Raw genomic sequence first — 20929 nt, forward strand, 5'->3', positions numbered from 1 at the left:
CCGGTCCCGGTCGATGCCACGGATCCGGTCTTTTTGAGCGCGAAGGACACGCCCTGGCCACCTTCCGACAACGCGCAGTACTCGGGTAACGTGACGCAACCTGCGAGCAGAAACTACGCATCACCGGCGGAACACGCTACTGCAGTTTCTCGACCATCGACGAAGCGAGGAGCCTCAGATGTCGGCATCCAAGCCCCAAGCCGTAGTACTGCTAAGCGGCGGTCTCGACTCGGCCACAGCCCTGGCTGTGGCCGCCAAGGAGGGGTTCGAAGCTAACGCCCTCAGCTTCCGCTACGGGCAGCGGCACAACGTGGAACTCGAAGCCGCCGCACGGGTCGCGAAGGCTCTGGGGGCGACGCGACACGTTGTCGCGGACATCGACCTCAGGATCTTTGGAGGTTCCGCACTGACCGACGATGACCTTGCTGTTCCTCATCACGAGAGCGCTGAGGAGATCGGGAGCGAGATCCCCATCACCTACGTGCCCGCTCGGAACACCATCTTCCTGTCGTTCGCGCTTGCCTGGGCAGAGACCCTTGGGGCCTCCGATGTCTTTATTGGGGTAAGCGCCCTCGACTACAGCGGCTACCCGGACTGCCGGCCCGAGTACATCGAGGCATACGAGCGGATGGCAAACCTCGCCACCAAGGCTGGCGTCGAGGGCAGTCAGCGGCTGAAGATTCATACTCCCCTCATCGACCTGACGAAGGCAGATACCATTCGGCTGGGCCTCAGCCTCGGTGTCGATTACTCGCTCACCCACAGCTGCTACGACCCCGTCGATGGCCGGCCGTGTGGCACCTGCGACTCCTGCCTGCTGCGTACCCGGGGCTTCGCCGAACTCGGCATGTCAGACCCCGCCGTCGGCACCGTGTCATGAGATCCGCGTACCGCATCAAAGAGATCTTCTACACCCTCCAGGGCGAAGGTACTCATGCCGGGCGGCCCGCGGTCTTCTGTCGGTTCACAAGTTGCAACCTCTGGACTGGCCGCGAGGCACACCGCCACCGAGCCATATGTCAGTTCTGCGACACAGACTTCGTAGGTACTGACGGGCCGGGAGGCGGCCGCTTCCGGTCCGCTCAAGACCTGGCTGCAGCGGTAGCCAAGGCCTGGGCCGGTGCAGCGCACCCGAAGAGCAGGCCGTACGTCGTCTGCACCGGTGGAGAGCCACTACTGCAACTCGACGCTGCTGCCGTCGAGGCACTTCACGATGAGGGCTTCGAGGTTGCTATCGAGACGAACGGGACGCGACCGGCGCCCGCCGGCGTCGACTGGATCTGCGTCAGTCCGAAGGCTGGGGCTGAGCTAGTCCTAACGGAGGGTGACGATCTCAAGCTTGTCTACCCGCAACCGGACGCGGAGCCTGAGCGATTCGAAGGTCTGAACTTCGCCCACTTTCTCCTTCAACCCATGGACGGACCGGACCAAGCCGCGAACACTCAGGCCGCCATCAGCTATTGCCTCGCCCATCCTCAATGGTCTTTGAGCCTTCAGACCCACAAATACATCGGGATTGCTTGATGGAAATCTTCCGTGAGTTCACCTTCGAAGCTGCTCATCGCTTGCCGCACGTGCCCGAGGGGCACAAGTGCGCTCGCCTCCACGGCCACTCCTACCGGGTTGAACTGCACGTGCGTGGCGAGGTCGGAGCGTCGTCCGGGTGGGTGATGGACTTCGGTGACATCAAGGCGGCGTTCCGGCCCATCCTGGACCAGCTGGACCACTACTACCTGAACGAGGTGCCGGGGCTCGAGAACCCGACCAGCGAGGTGCTGGCGCAGTGGATCTGGGGGAGGCTTATCGACCAGCTGCCGCTGTCGGCCATCGTGGTCAGGGAGACCTGCACCTCGGGTGCCGTCTACCGGGGCGATGCCCCGTGACGGAAGCGACGACCGACGAGCATCGATCGGGCGCGACCGTGGATAACAGTCCGGAGGAAACGCCGGCGCGCATTCACATCGTCGTGACCTGCGCGAACCGCAAGAATCTTCCGGTGCCCGCCGCCCTGCGCGTCGGAGCCCTGTCGGACTACCTGCCGAGGCAGAGGCTCGCGGAGTGGATTCGACGACTGTCCGAACCCGACCGACCTTCCACTGCCGCCACGTCACTCTATGCCGGCGAGCATTGGGCCGCGGCGCGTCAATTGGCCACCTCTGTACGCGTGGAGGCGCAACTCTGGGTCTGTTCGGCCGGGTACGGACTGATTCCTGCCACCGCTCACGTCCGTCCCTATGCCGCTACCTTCGCATTGCGGGATGGAGACTCGGTCGGGCGGAGTTCGACCGAGAACCGCGACTGGTGGCGCGGGCTGAGCGAGTGGGTGGGCCCGGAGCCCGGCGCACCTCGGTCGTTCTACGACCTCGCCCGAACGAACCCCGACGACACGATCATCGCCGTCCTGTCGGACACCTACCTCCGGCCGTGCAGTGACGATCTCCGTAGGGCGGCGGGGCAGCTACGCGACCCGCAACGGCTGACGATCGTCGGACCGGCCCAGGCGGATCCCGACCTGAACGAACTGGTCGTCGGGGTGACCGCTCGGATGAGGCCGGCGGTCGGCGGCAGCCTGCTCGCCCTCAACGTCCGGGTCGCGCAGCGCCTCGTCGGCCTCGTTACCGCGGACTCCGGCACCCACCGCCGCTCCCACCTCCGCGCCCTGGCCCACGAACTGGCAGCCACAGCGCCCCCGCCAACGCCTCAAGCTCATCGCGAGCGCATGACCGACGACGAGGTCAAGGCCTTCATCCGGCCGCTAGCAGGCGCCGGGCCAACCTCGGCAACGCGCCTGCTTCGCCAGCTACGGGACTCCGGCAAGTCATGCGAGCAGGCACGTTTTAAACAACTGTTCGACGAGATCTCATTGGATGTGCGCTGCTGATGCCGCCCGCACACGATCCCAAGACCATCGCGCGCCGTGCCCTGCGAATCGCCCAGCCCGGCACCCCGGCCCTCTATCTCTTCACGCTGCAAGCGGAAGAGGTCCTGCAGATCGCGGACATCTCCCGCGTCAGTCGGGACGACGCCGGGAAGCTGATCGGCTACCAACGCCCGCAGGTGCGGAAACACATACAAGAGATCGTCGACTACCTCGACAGCGAAGCCGCCGTCTTTCCCAATCCCATCATCCTGGCCCTGTCCTCCAACGTACGGTTCCAGTCGAGCAGAGGACCTGGCGCCGCGGACGGACTCGCCACCTCCGGACTACTGAGCATTCCCTTGCCGCAACCCGGCAAGCCCAAGCCCGCATGGATCGTCGACGGGCAGCAGCGGGCTCTCGCGCTGTCCCGTACCCAGCGGCAGCAGTTTCCGGTGCCGGTGACCGCCTTCGTAGCGGACAGCGTCAGTTTCCAGCGCGACCAGTTCCTGCGAATCAACAACACCCGCCCGCTACCGCGTGGCCTGGTGACCGAACTCCTGCCGGAGGTCGACAGCCCGCTACCTCCCCGACTCGCCATACGGAAGGCACCCTCGGCACTGTGCGACGTCCTGAACGTCGACAAGGCATCGCCCTTCTACGGGCTGATCAAGCGGGCGTCGACCAACCGGCAGCAGTCACCGAATGCGGTGATTACCGATACCGTCGTCGTCGAGATGATCCAGGAGAGCCTCACCTCGCCGGCTGGGTGCCTCTTCCCCTACCGCGACGTCACCCGCAACGAGACCGACTTCGACGGAATTCTCCAGGCACTCTGCACCTATTGGTCAGCGGTCCGTGACACCTTCCCCGACGCATGGGGCAAGCCGCCGAGCAAGAGCCGGCTCATGCACGGAGCAGGCATACGGGCCATGGGACGACTGATGGATCGAGTGTTGGGCACGGTGGATGCCCGTCTCCCCGAGGCGCCCGAACTGGTCAGCAAACACCTCGCGGTGATTGCGCCGCACTGTCAGTGGACGGGGGGAAGGTGGGACGAGCTCAACCTTCGGTGGAACGAGATTGAAAACCTGTCCCGCCATGTGCAGGAGTTGTCCAACTACCTCATCCGCGTCTACCTGAACGAACGGGCGGGAATCCGATGAAGTTTTTCTTTCCTGACAGCCAGGACCAGGTAGACCCGACGTTCGACTTCCTCAGTGAGGAACGCGACCCGTTCCGGGTGCGCCAACGCGACGATCTGTACGCGCACGAAGTGCTGAAGCCACCACCGTTCAACGGCCTCCTGGTGTCCAAGGCCATCGTGGACGGCACCGCCAGCTCCAGCACCGGCAAGTACACCGGACCCCAGCGCCACCGCCTGTACCGGCAGGGGGCAAGGGAGTTCTTTCGTCTCAACAACGGGAGTTCGCCCTTGAAGATCATGGGCGATTGCGGTGCCTTCTCCTACGTCGGCGAAGAGAACCCGCCGTACAGCGTTGAAGAGGTGGTGAGCTTCTACGAGGGGTGTGGATTCGACTACGGCATCTCAGTCGACCACGTTATCTTTCAGTACGAGCCGAAGGTCGTTCGTACTGATGATGCTGCCGCTGAGTGGGTTCGCAGGCAAAAGATCACCCTCGACTTGGCCGCCGATTTCTGGAGGCGATGCAGCGCTAGCGATGTCCACTTCATTCCGCTTGGGGTCGCTCAGGGTTGGAGCCCGGAGTCCTACGCGTACGCCGTAAAGGAACTGCAACGGATCGGGTATCGACGCATTGCCCTCGGGGGCATGGTGCCGCTCAAGACAAATGAGATCCTCGCCTGCCTTCAGAGGATCGATGACGTACGGGAATCCGATACAGAGTTACATCTGCTGGGAATCAGCCGTTGCGAAAAGATCCCAACTTTCGCTGACCATGGCGTGACGAGTTTCGACAGCACCTCACCCTTCCGGCAGGCGTTCAAGGACGACCGAGACAATTACTACGCCCCCGATCGAACCTTCGTGGCACTCCGCGTTCCCCAGGTTGACGGCAACGCCAAGCTTAAGGCGAGAATTCGCTCCGGCGAGATCAGCCAAGGGCAAGCCATGCAATTGGAACGCACCGCGCTGGCTCGCCTTCGCCAGTTCGATAAGGACGAGGTCGACGTGGACGCCGCCCTAGAGGCCTTGGCGGCCTACAGCGCCGTGTGGGATCGCAAGGCTGATAGGACCAGCCAATACCGCGACACTCTTGAAAATCGGCCGTGGCGGGCCTGCGACTGCACGATCTGTGCATCAGTAGGCATTGAAGTGATCATCTTTCGTGGCGCCGAGCGCAACAAGCGTCGGGGCTTCCACAACCTACACGTGTTCGGCCAGCGAGTGCGCCGGCAGCTTGGAGAAGACGATCGTGACTAAGCAGGGCCGAAAGAGCGGCATGGTCGAGGCGGGGAACCAGAATAACGTGCTACATCTCCCCGCTCTCGAGATCAGGCAAGGCCCGAATCGCCGTCTTTACACCTTCGCCGTGGACGGGAAGCAAGTCCCGTCCTTTGCCGCCGTTTCGCGTGTGCGGCGTGACAGCCAGCAGCAACTACACGGCTACCAGCGCCCCGAGGTCCTCGCACACGTGGCGGCAATCCGACGCTACGTGGAGTCCGCCGAGAGCCCCATGCTGCCTAATGCGATCGTGGTGGCCTTCGACGACCGAGTTCGCTTCGTTCCGGCTGACACCGCTTTTGACGGCCCTGGTTACGTACGCTCGGGAACTCTCCTGGTACCCGTCAGCGACGACTGGGAGGACGCCGACAAGCCAGGCTTCATCGTGGACGGCCAGCAGCGTTGCGCCGCTATCCGAGACGCAGGCATCGAGGCGTTCCCGATCTGCGTCACCGCCTTCATCACCGCCGACCAGGCTGACCACCGGTCGCAGTTCATCCTCGTGAACTCGACCAAGCCGCTTCCAAAGGGCCTAATTCACGAGCTGCTCCCGGCCGCCTCTGGCCCGCTGCCGAACCAGCTGCGCGTACGTCAACTCCCCGCGACGGTTCTTGAGCGCCTCAACTTCGACGAGCGTTCACCGCTGCGTCACATGATTCAAACGCCGACGAATCCTGCCGGCGTCATCAAAGACAACTCCATGCTGCGCATGCTCGAAAACAGCATCTCGGACGGCGTCCTGTATCGCTTCCGTGGCAGCGACAGCACCTTGCCGAACATCGGACTTATGGTGACCGTACTAAGCGACTTCTGGACTGCGGTGCGGGAGGTATTCGGTGAGGATGCGTGGGGTAAGCCCCCTCGCAAATCGCGGCTGATGCATGGCGCTGGGATCATTAGCATGGGCTATCTGATGGACGCCATCGCCGACACAAGCGGCAGCGGCGACGATGTTCCGGATACTCAGGGATTTGCCACGGGATTGAAGACCGTCAAGGATTACTGTCGCTGGACCGAGGGCACGTGGGATCTGGGCGACGGAATTCCGCGCCGGTGGAACGATGTTCAGAACACCCCTCGGGATATTCAACGAATCACAGACTTCGTGGTTTCCACCTATTATTCCAAGCAGGGGAAGCGGCACGACCGGTCAAGGCGGCTCTTTTAGCCGCGCCTCCTGGAGATACCCACGCCGAGGAATCCAGCGCCGGACTGCGCCGTGTGACGCCTGCGCTGCCGGCGTTTGTCGATTGCCCTTGGTCCTGCTGCTGGGCAGGGCCAAGGGCACGTATTGCATGGCGAAACGCGGGCGAAGAAAGCGCACTGCCCGAATGCCGATGAAGGCTTAGCGAGCTAAGAATCAGTCGCAGTCAAGGATAGCGAGTGCTCCAACGCCTGCAGGAAGGCGGTCACTCCACGCCCCCGTGGCAAAATCTGTCTACTTCTTGGGCGCGCGGCATCGATGGCGCCGGTGGCGGAATGGGAGGCGTGCCAGGTGTCGACGATCAGATAATCAGCGCGACGTGCGAGCGACTGCAGCGCCGTTGTGGACACCGTATCGGCATTCCCCTCTATCGCTTTGGGTGAGCAGAGCCGAGACAGGCGCTTCTCAAGCGACTCCGCGGCTCGCGGTAGGAGCGAATACAGCCCGACTACTCGACCGTCAAGCTGTCGCCACAGTCCGTCCGTCTCCTCCGTTGGCTCTTCTGCGGACTGGAGCGGCAGGCCAACCTCTTCGGCAAGCGCCTCCAACTCCGAGCGCTGTCGCTGGTTGAGCCGCTTCCGGAAGTCCTGCGCCCTGCCCAGGACCTCCATCACCGTGGCGACCTGGCTGCCGGGGTCAGGAGCGGGAGTGTTGAGCAGGACCTCGACGAGGCCGAGACCCCAGTCGAACATGGTCGGTGAGGCCACCCGCCGCCAAAGGTCGGCCGCCTGGGCCAGCAACTCCCGGTAACGCGCCTCCGCCGGTGCCGCCTGCAGTAGTTGGTCGAGCAGAACGAGGTACGCCTCGCGTACCGGCGGGCTCACGTTTTGCTGCTCCGCCAGCACCTCCAGCACGGTGTCGCAGAACTCCGCCGCCTGCGCCGTACTGGCCGTTTCCGCAGCGGCCAGGCAGAGGAGGTCCAGCGCCATCGCCACCTGGTCCGCGTTGATGCCCGTCCAGGCATCCAGTATCCCGTTTGCCAACTCGCTCAGCATGGAGGCCGGCAGCGTCCGCAGGCCCTCCCACTGTGCGTGGTGGGCACGCAGTACTTCGGCTGCGCCGGGCCAGCGTTCATCCCGGCTCAGCCGGGAACCCCACTCCACCCAACCGTCGCAGGTGCTGTCGACGAATTGGGCAAGGTCGTCGACGTCCCGGCGCAGCCGCCGATCGAGGCTTACCCGTTCCTCCTCGACGAGTCTCTGGACAATCTCAAGTACGGCAGGTGCGTTGCCGCTGTCCTGGATGTCGAGGACGGCCTGCACGGCGAACTCGGCGATGTCGGGGTCGGCCATGTCGAGGAAGGCTTGGACGACAGCCTCGTACTGCCTGTTCTCAAACAACGCTCGGACGTCGTCACCGGCGGTCTCTGTCGGCTGCGGTGTCGTCTGCGCAAGCGCGGCCAAGCGGTGCAGCCGCTCCCGTTCGGCGTTGTCAGCGGCGTGCAGCAGTCGCTGAAATCGCTCGTCGTCACGCCGGGTCAGGGCGTCCACTGCGGCGACAGCGCGACCGCCGGCGTTGGCCGGGACGTCGACCGCGCCAAGGACGGCGCCATAGCGTGCGCCGAGTTGGGCGTCTTCGTGCACGTTCTGCGGGGCAAGACCAGCCGCGCACAGGTCGGCCACCTCGGTCCACCACAGCATGTCGAGGAGGACCTCGTTGACCACACGGGGCCGGCGAGCCCGCAGCAGTTCTGCCAAATATGGCAATTCGCGGAGCTCGCGCCACCGCTCGAGTTGGCCGAGCAGTTCGATGCGCAAGAACCGGAGGTTCTCGGCGCTGAGCTGCCCGGTCAGGCGCAGGTCCCGCAGCGCCTGCTCGGCAAGTCGACCGTCCCGCTGCAGCAGGGCAAGTCGGAAGTCACGCAAGAGGTCGACGTGCGAGGGCCGGATGGGGCGTATCCGGGCGTCCCTGCCCTTGGCGGTGGCGACAGCGTCTTCCAGCCGGTCGAGCAACTCACCGGGGGCGGCATCGACCCGGCGCACGTACGACAGTTGCACCAGGCCCGCCGCCTGCAGGGACCGGTCCGCCTGCTCCGCGCTGGCGGAGAGTTGTACCGCCTCGAGGGTCGCAGTCGCCGGACCGAGGAACGCCTGTAACACCTCACGCCCCCGACGCTGCCCCTCCCGGTCCTCGGACAGCAGGTAAAAGCCCTGCGGGTGGCGCTGGAGCGGGACCACCAACCAGCCGTTGGAGCCGCTGACCCAGTTCTGCGCCTGCCCCTCTACGAGCATCTCCACCCGCTCGCGGAGCCCCTTGAAGCGGGCCGGGTCTCCCACGCCGACCTGCAGCGCCTCCAGCACCGTCACAGCACACCCCCAAAGCGGTCGAAGGCGTCCATCCGTGCCTGGGCGACGTAGGTGGGTTCGCGCCTCAACTCCACCTGCTCCTCGTTGAGGAGGATGCCGTTGTAGGTGATGTTCATGCTGCCAACCAGGGCGTAGTCGTCGCTGGTCAGGGCTTTGGTGTGCAGGCCGCGGGTGCCGTTCACGACGATCGTGACCTGGTCGGTGACCCGCATGTCGACGGTGAGCCGTTCAATGCGACGGCGGAACGTGTCGTTGTGGGCGTCAGACGTCGTCGCGATCACCACTTGCGTCCCCTCGGCCGCCAAGCTGGTGAGGACTTCAGCGAGCCGGATAGGCCGGCGTCCGTAACGGGTCAGGGCCGGATAGGTGCCGCCACGGTTGTCGACGACCTCAACGTCGGAGATCCACGGCGACACCAGCCACAGACACCTGCTGGGCTTGACGAGTTCCGCAGCGCACAACGCGCCGAGCAGGTCCAGCACCTCACTCGCGCTCTGCGCCTTGGACTTGCGAATCACCCTGTTCACGGCGCCTCCCGCAGCAACACCCGGGCTTCCACGAAGCGGACGGTCCTCCGTACGCCCAGGACCACCGGATGACACAGGAGCGCCCCGACTTCGACCGGTTGGGTCTGCAGGTCCAGGACGGCAGACCGCAGGACCTCCCGATCGGCGTGCCCGGCCCGCAGCGCTACCTCACCCTGTTCGATCAGCAGTTCCTGGAGTTCCTTACGCCGCTTGTCATCCCACGGCGCGACGTCGAACACGACCGGTCCGAGGTCCACGTGGTCCCGCACAAGGGGAAACGATGCCGCAAGGCGGGGAGCGTAGGGATTGGAGGAGACGGTCGGCTGGGCGGCCTGACCCCACGGCCACAATACGTTGGACACCGCGCGAGCCCGTCGTTGTACAGTCACCCCGGCTCCGAGATGCAGCACCTCGTCGAGGTCCACGTGGTAGGCCATCAGCGCCCCCAGGGTTCGGGCGCTTACCTCGATCCCAGTCTGCTCGGCCGCCTGGTCCCGCAGCTCCAGCCACGAGGCGACCTCGGCTAACAGGCGAGGATGGGCGCCCGGCCCAGCAAGACGGGTGCTCAGCGCGGAGCGGGCCGGACCACGCACGGCGAGACCATGCGCCTGTGCCACCTCGTTTACCCGCTCTGTTGCCCGGGCGACAACAGCGTGGCCGTTACGCCAAGAGGTCCGGAGCTCGTCAAGCGCCGACTGCACCTCTGCTGCCTCAGTGCGTACCAGCAGGCTGAGCTCCTCGTCCATGGTCTCCGCCTCAGACGGGGTGAGCGTGTCCTCGAGCGCGTGCGCGAACGCCTCCGGATTCTCGGCGAGGAGCCGTTGGAATGCCTCCACGTGCCCCGTCCCACCAGGCGAGGGCTCCGAGATCCAGAACACGGTGTCGTCTTCGGGGGACAGGTCGACCATGAGGTCGTCGGTGTCGACCCCGGGGCATAGCGCCGAGAGCGCAGCCAGGGCGAGTTGGGCCACCGACAGAATGAACCGTCTCTGCCACCAGGCGGTCCACGCCGGCGACCGCTCGTCGCCCGAGATCTCCTGCATCGAATCGTGCACGGCAGAGAGCAGGGTGGGATCGCCCAGCCAGCTCTCCCAGCGCCGCTCGTCGTTTTCGTCGCGCTCGCCGATCTCGTCAGGCGCCGTCAGTCCCAACGTCTCGGCTGCCTGCCGCAACGCGCCCGCCAGGCCTGACTCGTCCAACAGCTTCCCACTCTCGACCTGCTCCGACGTGGCTGCCAGGAGTACCACGTCGACGAGAGTGTCTCGATCGAAGACTGACATGGCGTTCGGGAGATCAGCTTCGGCCTCGAGCCGGTGCCGTAGACGCTGTGACCTCTCCTGGGCAGTCGGGGACTGGATGTCGTCGGGGATCCTGACCCTGCCCTCCAACGCGTCGCACTGGACGTCCACACCCACGGCTGCCGGCAGCCACCCCTGGTCCCCGGAAACTCCGAAGCTCAGGGCGACCGGTCGAGGGCGTGGCTCCCACACTGTTCCGCGTGCTGTCCTGGCGTACCGCACGGTCCGGACCCCACCGCCTTGGACGTGAAGGTGGGCCGTGACCCCCTCGAGCAACCGGCTGGCTCCCTGGGCCAGCCGCACCGGGGATCCACCGCCGAGGGCCGACACATCGAACCGCCACTCGGGGCGGACGCTGGACGCGTCCCGGACGCTGTCCGGGACAGACTCCAGGGCTGCTGCCACCGGCGCATAGACGGCCACCCGGTCATCGCCATCGTCGACCAGGTCCACCAGCACAGCACGGTAAGTCCGCTCCACGTCGACCAGCAACTCCTGCTCGCCGGGAGCAACGGTGGGCAGCGGCAGCCAGTGCCGCTTGTTCGTCGCCCACACGCCGAAGTGTCTGCTCACGTTGCCCGGGCAAAATTCTCTCAGCACCCTGAGGGCCGGCAGGTGCGCGACCTCCACCTCGCCACCACGCCCGGGCACCTGCAACTCGACGTCAGGGACCAGGAGGTCGTCGAAGAGGTTGCCCGGCACAAACTGCCGCAGCGGGGTGCGCGTCCGCAGCCCGGCGTCGTCCTCCAACGGCTCCTCGCCACGCCACTGGTCTCGCAGTTGACGACGCATCGTCGGTACCACGGCCAGCAGCAGGGGCCTGGGCGCATCCCACAGGAGGGTGTCGACGACCGAATCCGCCCACTCACCCTTGCCGATGGCGAGCGCGTCCCGCAGGTGACGCCGGAGCCGCTCTCGTTCCGGGCCGGGCCGCAACAGCCGATCGAGCAGGGCGGACAGAGCGGCCTGCCGGCTGCGCGCCTCAGACTGCTTTTTGGGGTTCTCCCGAAACAGCGCCGAGGCGGGACCTGCCAGATCTTCCCAGGTGGATCCACTACCGGAGTAGCCCAACTCTATGGACAGCCAGTCGAGAAGAGCGTAGACTGCCTGGATCCGCAGTACGTAAAAATTCTCGATGGGAAGGCTCCGCGGCGGCAGGTCCGGGTCGAACAAGGCGTCGTAGGCGTCCCACGCCTGGCGGTCCCGGCCCCAGTCGCTGAGCACTACCGCTGTCCACGGCCGCATCGACGGGACTCGTCCCGCACGGCCCTTGCGCTGTAGGAACTGCGCGGCGTCGTGCGGTGCCTTATGTTGCAGGACCGCGCCTACCCGGTCGTCATCAAACCCGACCTCGAGGGTTGCGGTTGCGACGATCACCTGGGCGGTTGTGGCGACTCCCCGATCCTGCGAACTGGTGCGGCCGATCCGCAACGGTCGGTCGGCCTCGATGCCGTGACCCAGGTGGTCTGGCAGCCACCACCATTGCCCGTCGGGGTCGCGGTCACCGGTGGCCTCCCGGCGGTCCGCCGCCAATCGTCCCTGCTTTCCCCCGCGCAGGTGAGCGAGGGTCTGCGGGCGACGTTTGAGAAGCTTCCCGGGCCACTGCCAGCCTTCGGCATTGAGAAGGTCCCAGTAAAGCCGGTTGGTGCTGTCAAGCTTGTCGGTAAAGGCGAACAGCCGACTGCCGAAAGTGCCGGCGGACGAGGGCGGTGGGTTGAACGGGTCATCCGCAGTTGAGTCGAGGCAGCGGGCGAGCGCCATGCAGGCCTGGATGGTGGTGGAGAGCGTACCCGTCCCGGAATGCGGATCGTGGCGAAGCGCCAAGAGGTACTCAGCCCCCGACTCCTCTAATTCGCCAACTTCTGGCTCGACGACCGTGACGGCGCTGGGCGGCAGGTCCACGAGCCGGGAGAAGAAGTCCCCCGCGTTACGCAGCGTCGCCGACAGGCCGACCCACACCAGAGTGCGCCCCAGCCTGTGTTTGAGCCTGCGCAGCAGGAGGGCGTTCTGCGCACCAGCGGTGCCCTCATACGTGTGCACCTCGTCCAGCAGGACGGCGGCGAGGGTCGCCGGACGGATGCCGAACGCGCTGAGGTTGCCCGGGGCGGCGAGTTGCCGGTTGAGCGACTCTGTCGTGCTGAGCATGAGATCGGCCGGCTGCTGCCGTGCGCGGTCACGCGTCAGCCTCAGGTACTTCCCCTCGACCTCCGCCCTGCAGGAGGAGGAGGTGCACACGAGCCGCTCGTCGCCAGCACGGCAGTCAGCCTCGGGCCATACAAGCTCCGCGTCGCACTCGAGACATCGCAGGTACGGACAGACGTAGCCCCTTCCACGCTTCTCCCAGCCCTCAGCCCAGCCCTTCTGGACGTGGTAGGCGGAGGCGGGGGTGGGACCAAACCACGTGGCAACGCTCAACGTCACCCCCCGCGAGCGGTCGGTTTCGCCGAGGCGCTTCGCGTGCCCCACCAACGTTCGCAGCTGGTCCTTGAGTAGCTCGTTACGGGGATACAGGGCCAGAGCGAACGTGCCACCTGGTGAGCCGCTCCGTCTAGTGGCCGTCTGGTCCGCCAACCAACTGATCAATGGCAGGTAAAAGGCCAAGGATTTCCCACTGCCGGTTCCGGCGGTGATCATCGCTCCAGCCTGTTGACCGCTGCCCAGCGCCTCCAGCACGGCCGCAGAGCTCCGCTGCTGAAATCCGGACAACCTCTCAGGGATGATCCGCCGTGCCGCAGTGAGGCCTGCCTGGCCCAGGGACGCGCGGATCTCCGCGAGAACCTCAGCGGCGGATACGTCCCGCGTGGGGCGCCTCCGTGGCCGATGGAGAAACCGGTGATCCAGCACCAGCGGGCGTCCATCGGTAACTCGCCTCCCCGGGAACGCCTGACGCAACGTGGCGAGCAGGCGTACGGTCTCGGCACTGCGGGACCGGTAGCCGCCGGTGGGCGAGCGGACAACGAGCGCGGCGTCGATGAGTTCACGGAGCAGAGCCGTCGGTTCGCCGTGGTCCACCAACAGCGCCAGGAGTTCGTCCTCGGTCCACTCGGCGCCAACGGCTCCCCATGCGAGCAGTTCCGCCTCACGGAGTTCGATGGTCGTGAGCGCTTCGAGCACCGGTTCACCCACTCTGGCCGTCCTGAGGCCGCCCGGGCACCACACGGAAGTTGTGAAGGGCGTTGTTGTCGACCATCCAATTCCGCACGTCGTCGTTGAGCAGGTCGAGTGCGGCGCCGCCCCGGGTCGCCGCAGAAACAAACCCCTTCACCGCCGCAGGGAGTCGGTGCTCCAGAAGTGCCAGGAGTTCAGTGACCTCCGCGAGCACCCGCACCGAGTCGGCGTCGGGCGGCTTTCGTTGCAGCCGCGCCAGGTGGCCGAGGGCCTCATCCAGCTTGGGCGCCACATCCTCGAGACCCTCGACGCCGGCGAGTGCCTTCACCAGGTCTCGGAGTTCGAGAGCATTACCAGCCTGCGACGAGACATGATTGCTCCACCCGTCCCGTACGACCTCCCGCACCTGGCTCCTCAGCCCATTTAGTAGGCGCACGACCGAACCCAACTGCCGTGTGTTCAGCTCGCGTTGTGCCGACCGTAGTTGAGTCCAGACGTCCGGTATGGCGTCCACACCGGTCCACCAGTCACCACGGCCGAGGGCCGCAGCCTGCGCCAATGCCGTGAGCTCCCGAAGGGCATCGTCGAGCTGCTCTTCGAACTGGCCAAGAGCGTCAAGGTCGGCCTGCAACCGCAGGGTGTCGCTGGCCTGGTCAACCGCTCCGCGGGTCTCACTGATCCACGTCGTGGCGTCAACCATTCTTCGCCTCCGCGGTGCTCAACGCCTGGAGCAGGACCTCAACCTGACTGAGCTTCCGCCGCACTGTCGCCGACAGGTCGTCCAGACTGCCGGCCTGCCCTCCGCTGCGGGTACACTCCCGGCGGGTCGCTGCCATGCTTTGCCGGACCAGGTGGAGGTCCTGCGCTCCCAGGACCGCCTTTCGCGCCCAGTGTTGGACGTTCAGTGCCTGTTGCGCGGCTGACTCTCCGAGGTTTGCCTGCCAGTCGAGCGGAAGGTCGGCTGGCAGGTCCTCGAGCCGGTCAAGCGCGTTGCTGAACGCGTACCAGCCGTCATGAGGTCGCAACAGGTGGTTGTCGAGAGCGCGCTTTCCCACCTCCTTCGCAGCCTGGGCAACCGACCTCGGCGTCTGCCCTTCGAGGCCACCGGTCAACTCCTTGACGGCTGCGGCCACCTCCGCCAGGAAGCCTTCGGTCTCTCCTTCCATGGCGGACAGCAAATCCCGTGCCGCCTTGGCGACGACCGGTTCAGCGTCGACGTATCGCATCGCCACCGATCTAAGGTGCTCCGCCGGTGCGTTGAGCACTCGTTGAAGCGCAGCCTCAAGCTCGATGGCATCGATGAGTTGTGGTTTGCCGGTCGGTCCCTGCCGCACCGCCGCGAGTTGTCCCACCAGGTCAGTCGCTCGCACATCGCGTAGCACTTCACGTGCAACGCTGTCTACCGCCGCCCAACCCGGTGTGCTCTTGATGACCGCTCCGGCGGTCCCAGCCAGCACAGCTTCGACGTGGCGAAGTTGATCGGGCGAGACTCCGGCGGCGAGCAGCGCGACTGCTCGGGTGCCCACCGCCGCGCACGCCAGGTCCCGTCCGCCGACGCGATCCCGGAACGCCGTGCGGACGAGTTCAGCCCAGTGATCCAATCGCTCTTCGAGGCTGAGCATCATCTCGACCGGATCGTAGCCCTCGGGCCACGGCCATCTGCCCTTGTCGGAGACCCAGTGCCCGTGGTCCACGAACCATCGCGCGGCAATCAGGACCCGGATGTCTTCTGCCCCACGGAGTAGTTCGAAGCGAAGTTTCCCCGCTCCGGTGGATCGGCCACGGGCGTCGGAGCCGAAGTCGAAGGTTTGCCGGCTGAAGAGGTCGTTCAGAATTTCAGCACCACGGCTGTTCGCAGTGTGGAACAGATCCTGGTCCAGGTCGAGGCGCGAGGAGACGAGACGGTGAAGGATGTCACGGTAGAGGTCTACCTGGTTATCCGGAAGGCGCTCACCGTTCTGCCATTGAAGGAGGTCCGAGAGGGGACTTGGTTGCACCTGCGCCGGTTCCTCACGCCGCTTGGGCGAGGTTATAGGCCCGCGCTGCTGCTGGCGTGCCGCGCCGTTGTCGAGCCCGAAGGCCTCGGCAACGGCCGGCGGTAGAGGCTCTTCGTCTCCCCAAATCACGAGGGCTCGGTACAGCCGCTCTGCCTCGTCACCGGCCCGGCCGCCGAGCAGTGTTTCCTTCCCACGTCGAACCTTGAAGTCGAAACGCTCGCGAACCCGCTCGTGCGGATAGGTGCCGCGGGCGATATGGGGTTCAGCCTCAACGAGCGCCTCTGAGACGCAGACGTCCAGGATCTGCCTCGGCGTCACCTCTGGTCCCCGGGCCTCGAGAGACCGCCGCAGCGCGATGCTGTTGTACGGGTAGAGCCCGACCTCGCCCAGTCCCGGAACATCCGTCGCGTCGAAGCCCGCGTGGCACTCACTGCGGAACCGGCACGCCGAGCCCTCCTCGCGGGTATCACAAGCGTTTGGGATCCAGTCCTCCGTTCCGCTGCTGCGTGCCGCAGACCAGGCGGCTTCAACGTTCTTGCGCCCGAGGCGGACGAGGTTCAGGTAGCGGGCCATGAAGGCGTCACGATCCTCGAGGGGAAAGGTGTCGACCTTAAACTGGTGCGTGATGCGCGTCTGTACCGTCTCAGGGAAGTCACCGTAGCGGTGCTCGGTCACCGCGAAGAGGACGCGAAGCGGAGCCATGTCGGATCCGGGTTGAATGACGAACTGGTCGTACAGCTCACCATCGACCAGGCCGAATTGGGCGAGGTCCTCGAAGAGGAGGACCAGTTCGCGTCCCTGTTGGCGGAGCGCTTGCCGGGAACGCTGAAACAGCAGGCTCAGGGTCTCGCCGGTGTGGTCGTGTAGACCAATGGTCCTAGGTAAGGCCTTGCGCAGCGCCTCGTCCAGCAACCGCAACGCCGGTTCGGGATCCAGTGTGATCTGGTCCCACAGGACACGAAGGTTGCCGTTTCCCGCCAACTCTCTGCGCACACCCGGCACACGCAGCGGTAGATCCGCATCCTCGAACCGCTCCTGCTGTTCGTCCCGCCGGGAGGTCTGGGCGAAGATCGACTGCACGACGTTGTCGAGTAATCCACCTGGTCTGAGAAGGACGCGGTTCACCTGTGGCAGGACCAGAAGGTCGGCTAGGCCGTCGCGGCGCTTCCCGTTCTCGTCCGGCTCTCCCAGCAGGTTGTTTCGCTCCTCCCGAGCGCTTCGCTTGTCCGGGTTTTCGTCGTTGCTTCCTGCCTGTAGCTCGAGAGACCAGGTAAGGGCGAGCCGCATCTCCTCCAGCAGGCGGTCCTGCAGCTCCGCTGGCGTCGTCTTCCCGACGGCCGCGTCGATGCGGTTCATCAAGTCCTGTCCGCCGCCGCCGGGGAGACCCGCGACGATACGCCGGAGTAGCTCGCGGATGGTCTGCACCGCCCGTGGGACGTAAAGGACGTGGTAACGAGGATTCGGGTCGAGATGTGCGTTGACCCAACGGACCACGTGACTTTTGCCCGCGCCCGATTCACCAGTGACTGCGATCAGCGTGTTCCGGTCGGGATCTCCGATATGCGCCTGTAGGGCCCGCAGGACCTGGCGCTCGTCGGAGCCATAGCCCGGAAGTTGCTCCCCCTTAGGATGTGACACGACCATCGGCGTGTGCGCGGCGAGGAAGACTGCGTCTGCGTCGCTGGCCAGCGCTCCGATGTCAGAGTAGACCGTTTGGCGCACGGCCCCATTCGTCCAGCAGCGGAAACCCTTCATACTGCTGGTCATTCGGCCACCTCCGCGACACGTACCTCGCCGATCCGCCAACTCTGGCCACCGATTCTCAGAACGGCTGCGGCGCTCGCATCGGCGGATGGGGCGAGATTCAGCAGCCCTCGGCGCCTCAGCTTCTGTGCAGCCAGCGCAAGCGATGCCGGTATTGCCTGAGGTTTTGCGCTGCCCTCGGGGAGGGCCGACACGAGGATCGGATGGCCGAGCACCGGCAGGATCTCAAAGAGTTCGCGGAACCACTGCTCCGCGGGTTCCTGCTGCGGCAGTCTGTCGAGGACGTCAAGCAGCGCCCTGGTGGGGTCTACCAGAAAGTAGGCCTCCTGCCTGCCGACCTGTGCGACCGTCGCTATCCCGAGTGACCGGACCCACCGCCGAAAGGCTCCCCACTGCTCGACGTTCTCAACAGCGTTACGCATTCCGGCCTTCTCGAACGCAGTCTCCGGTCCCTTGTCCCAATTCATCGAAAGAGGTTCCAGCGGATCCCGTAGCAAGATCCAGGTTAGGGCGAGCGCAACGTCGGACGGCTTGTTCCCAGCCCTCACCTCTTCCAGCGCTCGCGATGAGAGCAGACGGAGTACCAGGCTGCGGAAGACGCGGGAGTCTGCGGGCGGGATTCGCCCAACTTCCTCGCGGATGCCATCTCTGAGCTTCCAGACGCGTCGTCCACGCCCGCTGCGTTCGCTGTCGAACAGCCCCAGGTCCTCGCCAACGCTCAAAGATGAGGTGAGGACGTTGGAGGGGTCGTCGCCAGCGGATGAGACGCCACGCCTCTCGGTCATGGCCTCTGGTCGCAGCACCTTCTGTAGCTCGTTCTCTTCCATACCGTCGAGCTGCGTCACCAGATACCGGCTGATCACCAGCAGCGCGGGAACGCTGGCGAGCATGTGCCGCTTCAGATAGTCCACGAATAACTCCCCAGAATGTGGAGGGCGGTGTCGGCGTCGAGCCCCGCGAGATCCCGCCCCACCTCACTACTTCCGATGATTGCCCCACTAGGCACCAGCAGCACATCGAATGCTGGAGGAGCGCCGAGCCGCCGAGCCGATCGGGCTCGCGGGTTTAGCCAGGATCTCGGGATGCGGTGTCCTGGTGGCCAGACCACAAAGGAAGAGCAAGGCGTCAAGTCGCTCGGGGCGACAGGCGACGGGTCCACAAACAGCCAGTCAGGGTCCTCTACAGGACTTCCGACAGTCCCGGCGATGTGCCGGACGCCTCGGCGGACCAGTGCGCGAGCGAGCGGGGGAGTGACTCGCTCATGGTCGTCCGTCAGGAGGAGGATGAGACCATCACGGGCGCCCGCGGCGTCCGCGAGGTCGTCGAGGTCAGCCATCATATCGCCTGGAAGTGGCCACACCTGAGGCGGCCAGGGTGGCCGTTCGTCCGCCCTGATCCCCCCGTCGGCTCGGCAACCCGGGCACCGCCCACACGGCGAGGCTGGCTCGACGAAGTCGGCTGCCTGACCGAACAGCGCATAGGTGTCGTCATCTGGACGGTACGACTGTGCGATCGCCTCACAGGCCCGGACGTGTCGCTTGGCCACTGACTCCATGAGCTCCAGGGCTTGGGTGGAGCGCGCTGCTTCGCTCTTCTGCCAGGGCGTCCACTCCTTCGACCAGAATTCGGAGGTGGCGAGATCACCCCGAGTCAGTTCCACTGACGCCCAGTCAGCCTGCTGATCGTCGCCGTCCCCGACCAACTCGGCCAGATCCTCAGCATCGACCTGAAAGCGGCGAAGCCCTCCCAACTCTACGAGGCCTTGAACGAGTTGAGCGTTCCAGCGGCGGTTGTATGATCCCCGGCCGACACCGCGACTGCCTTCCAGATCGAGGAAAGACCTCCCGCGCAACTCTCGACGATGGCGCCAGAGGTCTGACCATCGCTCGCGAGCCGTATCGGCGGTGAGCACCGTGATCCCGAGACTTGCTGCCTCTCGACGGTCCTGGGGGGCGGTCACCAGGAGCGCAACCGAGGCGTCGCCATCGCGCCCGCCCCGACCCAACTCCTGGTACCACCGGTCCACCGTCTCGGGCAGGCACGCATGCACGACGGTCCGAACGTGTCCGTAGTCGATGCCGAGGCCGAAGGCCGACGTGGCGACGACCAAGTCTACCCTGCTCGGATGGCCATCGGTGGTACGTAGGTCGGCCAAGACTCGGGCGCGATCGTCAGATTTCGTCTCCCCGGTCACAATCGCAACCCGTCGATACCCTACTTCATGCAGGCGTGTCAGCCAGCGCTGGGCGATTTCCGGAGAGGTGACATAGAGCACGGCTGGTCGCGGCAGGTGCGCCAGGGACTCAAGCATCCACTCCTCACGCTGCTGATCGTCCTCGGCGCCGCTCATCCACATATCGGGCTCAGCACGAAGGGAGTTGGCCGCGATCAAGGTGCACGAATCCCCGGATCCGAAGAGTTCCCGCAGGTCCCGCAGTTCGTGTGAGCCAAGAGTCGCGCTGAGGAGCAGAGTCGTCGGGCTGGGATGTCCTGCCTCCCCCGCCCGCTTCACGAGCTCATCCCGAAGGTTGGCAAGCGTCCGGAACTCGGGGCGGAAGTCGCGCCCCCACTGAGTGACCAGATGGGCCTCGTCGACGACGAAGCCCCCGAGGCGACCGGTGGACGCAGCCTCCATCAACAGTGAGCGCAGTGCTCGGCTGACCGACTCTGGTGATGTGACGAGGACTGGCTGGGTTCCGTCAATGACCCGACGGCGCAGTCGTTCCCGCAGATCCTCGTTCGTGCTGGCGGTCCACGCAAAGTGCAGAGCCGACTTGTCCGCCCGCGGATACCTGCGCGCGTAATGATCTCGGAACCGGCGTTCGAAGTCATAGGCCAGTGCCACAGTCGGCACGACGATGAGGGTTACGGCGTCCGGGTACCGTTCCGTCAAGCAGAGCGCTACCTCTGTCTTGCCGGAGCCGGTAGGCAGCATGGCGATAATGCTGCTGCCGTCTGGAATCGACACTACGGCCCGGCAGGCGGCACGTTGGCCGGCGGTGCGGTAGCGAACATGCCCCGTAATGCGCTCGAAGAACGGGTCGGCGGGCAGGTCGTCCTGGTGAAAGCGCTGCGCCAATTCCGTGCCGGCCGCAGCCGCGGCGTCCGGCGCATCGCCCCACAGATCGAGCCACTTGGGCTGCCAGGCGGGCGCGAACCAGATGCCGCCCCAAGCCTCTCGCAGGTCCACGGCCCCAGCAAATCGGCGCAGCCGGGCGGAGATCTCTGGGGAGACGGGGACTCGCACGTTCCGTTTGGTTACCAGCGACCACCGCCGCAGGAGATGCCGGACGAGTACGGCGAGGTCGAGGTCACCGCTCTTGGGCTCGCGGACAAGTTGCGCCACCCGGGCATAGAGGTCGTCCTCGAATACCGGTGCGCCCATGGAGGGAGCGGCCAGGAGTTGGCGAAGCGGCTCTTCCTGATCGAGTGATGGCCCGTGC

15 protein-coding genes are annotated in these 20929 nt (G+C 65.6%); 8 read left to right on the plus strand and 7 right to left on the minus strand.

Going from position 1 to position 20929, the window contains the following annotated elements; genetic code table 11:
• Positions 1-178: 178 nt before the first annotated feature.
• Genes queC through dbpB (I8N68_RS18245) form a run of 7 tightly spaced genes read left to right on the plus strand, consistent with a single transcriptional unit; the run spans position 179 to position 6450 of the window.
• Positions 179-880 (plus strand): 7-cyano-7-deazaguanine synthase QueC, encoded by a 702-nt coding sequence (gene queC, locus I8N68_RS18215; RefSeq protein ID WP_200211337.1) that lies wholly within the window; start codon positions 179-181, stop codon positions 878-880.
• On the plus strand, positions 877-1524 hold the full coding sequence (gene queE / locus I8N68_RS18220) for a 7-carboxy-7-deazaguanine synthase (protein WP_200211338.1): 648 nt from the start codon (positions 877-879) through the stop codon (positions 1522-1524). The genes queC and queE overlap by 4 nt, the downstream gene beginning before the upstream one ends.
• Positions 1524-1883, plus strand: coding sequence for a 6-carboxytetrahydropterin synthase QueD (gene queD / locus I8N68_RS18225; RefSeq protein WP_200211340.1), 360 nt, complete (start codon positions 1524-1526; stop codon positions 1881-1883). The genes queE and queD overlap by 1 nt, the downstream gene beginning before the upstream one ends.
• A complete protein-coding gene (locus tag I8N68_RS18230) occupies positions 1880-2881 on the plus strand; it encodes a hypothetical protein (RefSeq protein ID WP_234040026.1) in 1002 nt (333 codons plus the stop codon). The genes queD and I8N68_RS18230 overlap by 4 nt, the downstream gene beginning before the upstream one ends.
• The gene (gene dbpB, locus I8N68_RS18235; RefSeq protein WP_200211341.1) at positions 2881-4023 is read left to right on the plus strand and encodes a DGQHR domain-containing protein DpdB; all 1143 of its coding nucleotides are present in this window, start codon (positions 2881-2883) and stop codon (positions 4021-4023) included. Before I8N68_RS18230 ends, dbpB (I8N68_RS18235) begins: the two co-directional genes overlap by 1 nt.
• Positions 4020-5261 (plus strand): tRNA-guanine transglycosylase DpdA, encoded by a 1242-nt coding sequence (dpdA, locus tag I8N68_RS18240; protein ID WP_200211344.1) that lies wholly within the window; start codon positions 4020-4022, stop codon positions 5259-5261. Before dbpB (I8N68_RS18235) ends, dpdA begins: the two co-directional genes overlap by 4 nt.
• Complete coding sequence (gene dbpB / locus I8N68_RS18245) at positions 5254-6450, plus strand: DGQHR domain-containing protein DpdB (protein ID WP_307812869.1); 1197 nt, start codon at positions 5254-5256, stop codon at positions 6448-6450. Before dpdA ends, dbpB (I8N68_RS18245) begins: the two co-directional genes overlap by 8 nt.
• Before the next feature lie 185 nt (positions 6451-6635).
• Here the strand turns inward: dbpB (I8N68_RS18245) and dpdD are convergent, their stop codons facing one another.
• Genes dpdD through dpdF form a run of 7 tightly spaced genes read right to left on the minus strand, consistent with a single transcriptional unit; the run spans position 6636 to position 20832 of the window.
• Entirely contained in the window at positions 6636-8792 is a 2157-nt protein-coding gene (dpdD, locus tag I8N68_RS18250) for a protein DpdD (protein WP_200211345.1), read from the minus strand.
• Positions 8789-9319, minus strand: coding sequence for a phospholipase D-like domain-containing protein DpdK (gene dpdK, locus I8N68_RS18255; protein WP_200211346.1), 531 nt, complete (start codon positions 9317-9319; stop codon positions 8789-8791). The genes dpdD and dpdK overlap by 4 nt, the downstream gene beginning before the upstream one ends.
• Positions 9316-13731 carry a protein DpdJ gene (dpdJ, locus tag I8N68_RS18260; RefSeq protein WP_200211348.1) on the minus strand — a complete coding sequence of 1472 codons (4416 nt, stop codon included), beginning with the start codon at positions 13729-13731 and terminating at the stop codon, positions 9316-9318. The genes dpdK and dpdJ overlap by 4 nt, the downstream gene beginning before the upstream one ends.
• Before the next feature lie 4 nt (positions 13732-13735).
• A complete protein-coding gene (locus I8N68_RS18265) occupies positions 13736-14425 on the minus strand; it encodes a hypothetical protein (protein WP_200211349.1) in 690 nt (229 codons plus the stop codon).
• The gene (locus tag I8N68_RS18270) at positions 14418-17489 is read right to left on the minus strand and encodes an ATP-binding protein (protein ID WP_200211350.1); all 3072 of its coding nucleotides are present in this window, start codon (positions 17487-17489) and stop codon (positions 14418-14420) included. The genes I8N68_RS18265 and I8N68_RS18270 overlap by 8 nt, the downstream gene beginning before the upstream one ends.
• Positions 17486-18397 carry a protein DpdG gene (dpdG, locus tag I8N68_RS18275; protein ID WP_200211351.1) on the minus strand — a complete coding sequence of 304 codons (912 nt, stop codon included), beginning with the start codon at positions 18395-18397 and terminating at the stop codon, positions 17486-17488. The genes I8N68_RS18270 and dpdG overlap by 4 nt, the downstream gene beginning before the upstream one ends.
• Positions 18385-20832, minus strand: coding sequence for a protein DpdF (gene dpdF, locus I8N68_RS18280; protein ID WP_307812878.1), 2448 nt, complete (start codon positions 20830-20832; stop codon positions 18385-18387). Before dpdF ends, dpdG begins: the two co-directional genes overlap by 13 nt.
• Here dpdF and I8N68_RS33940 point away from each other — a divergent pair.
• The gene (locus I8N68_RS33940; RefSeq protein WP_200211353.1) at positions 20770-20919 is read left to right on the plus strand and encodes a hypothetical protein; all 150 of its coding nucleotides are present in this window, start codon (positions 20770-20772) and stop codon (positions 20917-20919) included. The two genes, dpdF and I8N68_RS33940, sit on opposite strands and share 63 nt — an antisense overlap.
• The last annotated feature ends 10 nt before the right edge of the window (positions 20920-20929 follow it).

This window comes from Micromonospora coerulea (genome assembly GCF_016598485.1).
In the GTDB taxonomy this organism is placed as follows: domain Bacteria; phylum Actinomycetota; class Actinomycetes; order Mycobacteriales; family Micromonosporaceae; genus Micromonospora; species Micromonospora coerulea.

Bases quoted from the DNA above. Each gene is read 5' to 3' on its own strand.
- queC (WP_200211337.1), top strand. From the start codon at position 179: ATGTCGGCATCCAAGCCCCAAGCCGTAGTACTGCTAAGCGGCGGTCTC.
- queE (WP_200211338.1), top strand. From the start codon at position 877: ATGAGATCCGCGTACCGCATCAAAGAGATCTTCTACACCCTCCAGGGC.
- queD (WP_200211340.1), top strand. From the start codon at position 1,524: ATGGAAATCTTCCGTGAGTTCACCTTCGAAGCTGCTCATCGCTTGCCG.
- dbpB (WP_200211341.1), top strand. From the start codon at position 2,881: ATGCCGCCCGCACACGATCCCAAGACCATCGCGCGCCGTGCCCTGCGA.
- dpdA (WP_200211344.1), top strand. From the start codon at position 4,020: ATGAAGTTTTTCTTTCCTGACAGCCAGGACCAGGTAGACCCGACGTTC.
- I8N68_RS18265 (WP_200211349.1), bottom strand. From the start codon at position 14,425: ATGGTTGACGCCACGACGTGGATCAGTGAGACCCGCGGAGCGGTTGAC.
- I8N68_RS18270 (WP_200211350.1), bottom strand. From the start codon at position 17,489: ATGACCAGCAGTATGAAGGGTTTCCGCTGCTGGACGAATGGGGCCGTG.
- I8N68_RS33940 (WP_200211353.1), top strand. From the start codon at position 20,770: ATGCCGGACGAGTACGGCGAGGTCGAGGTCACCGCTCTTGGGCTCGCG.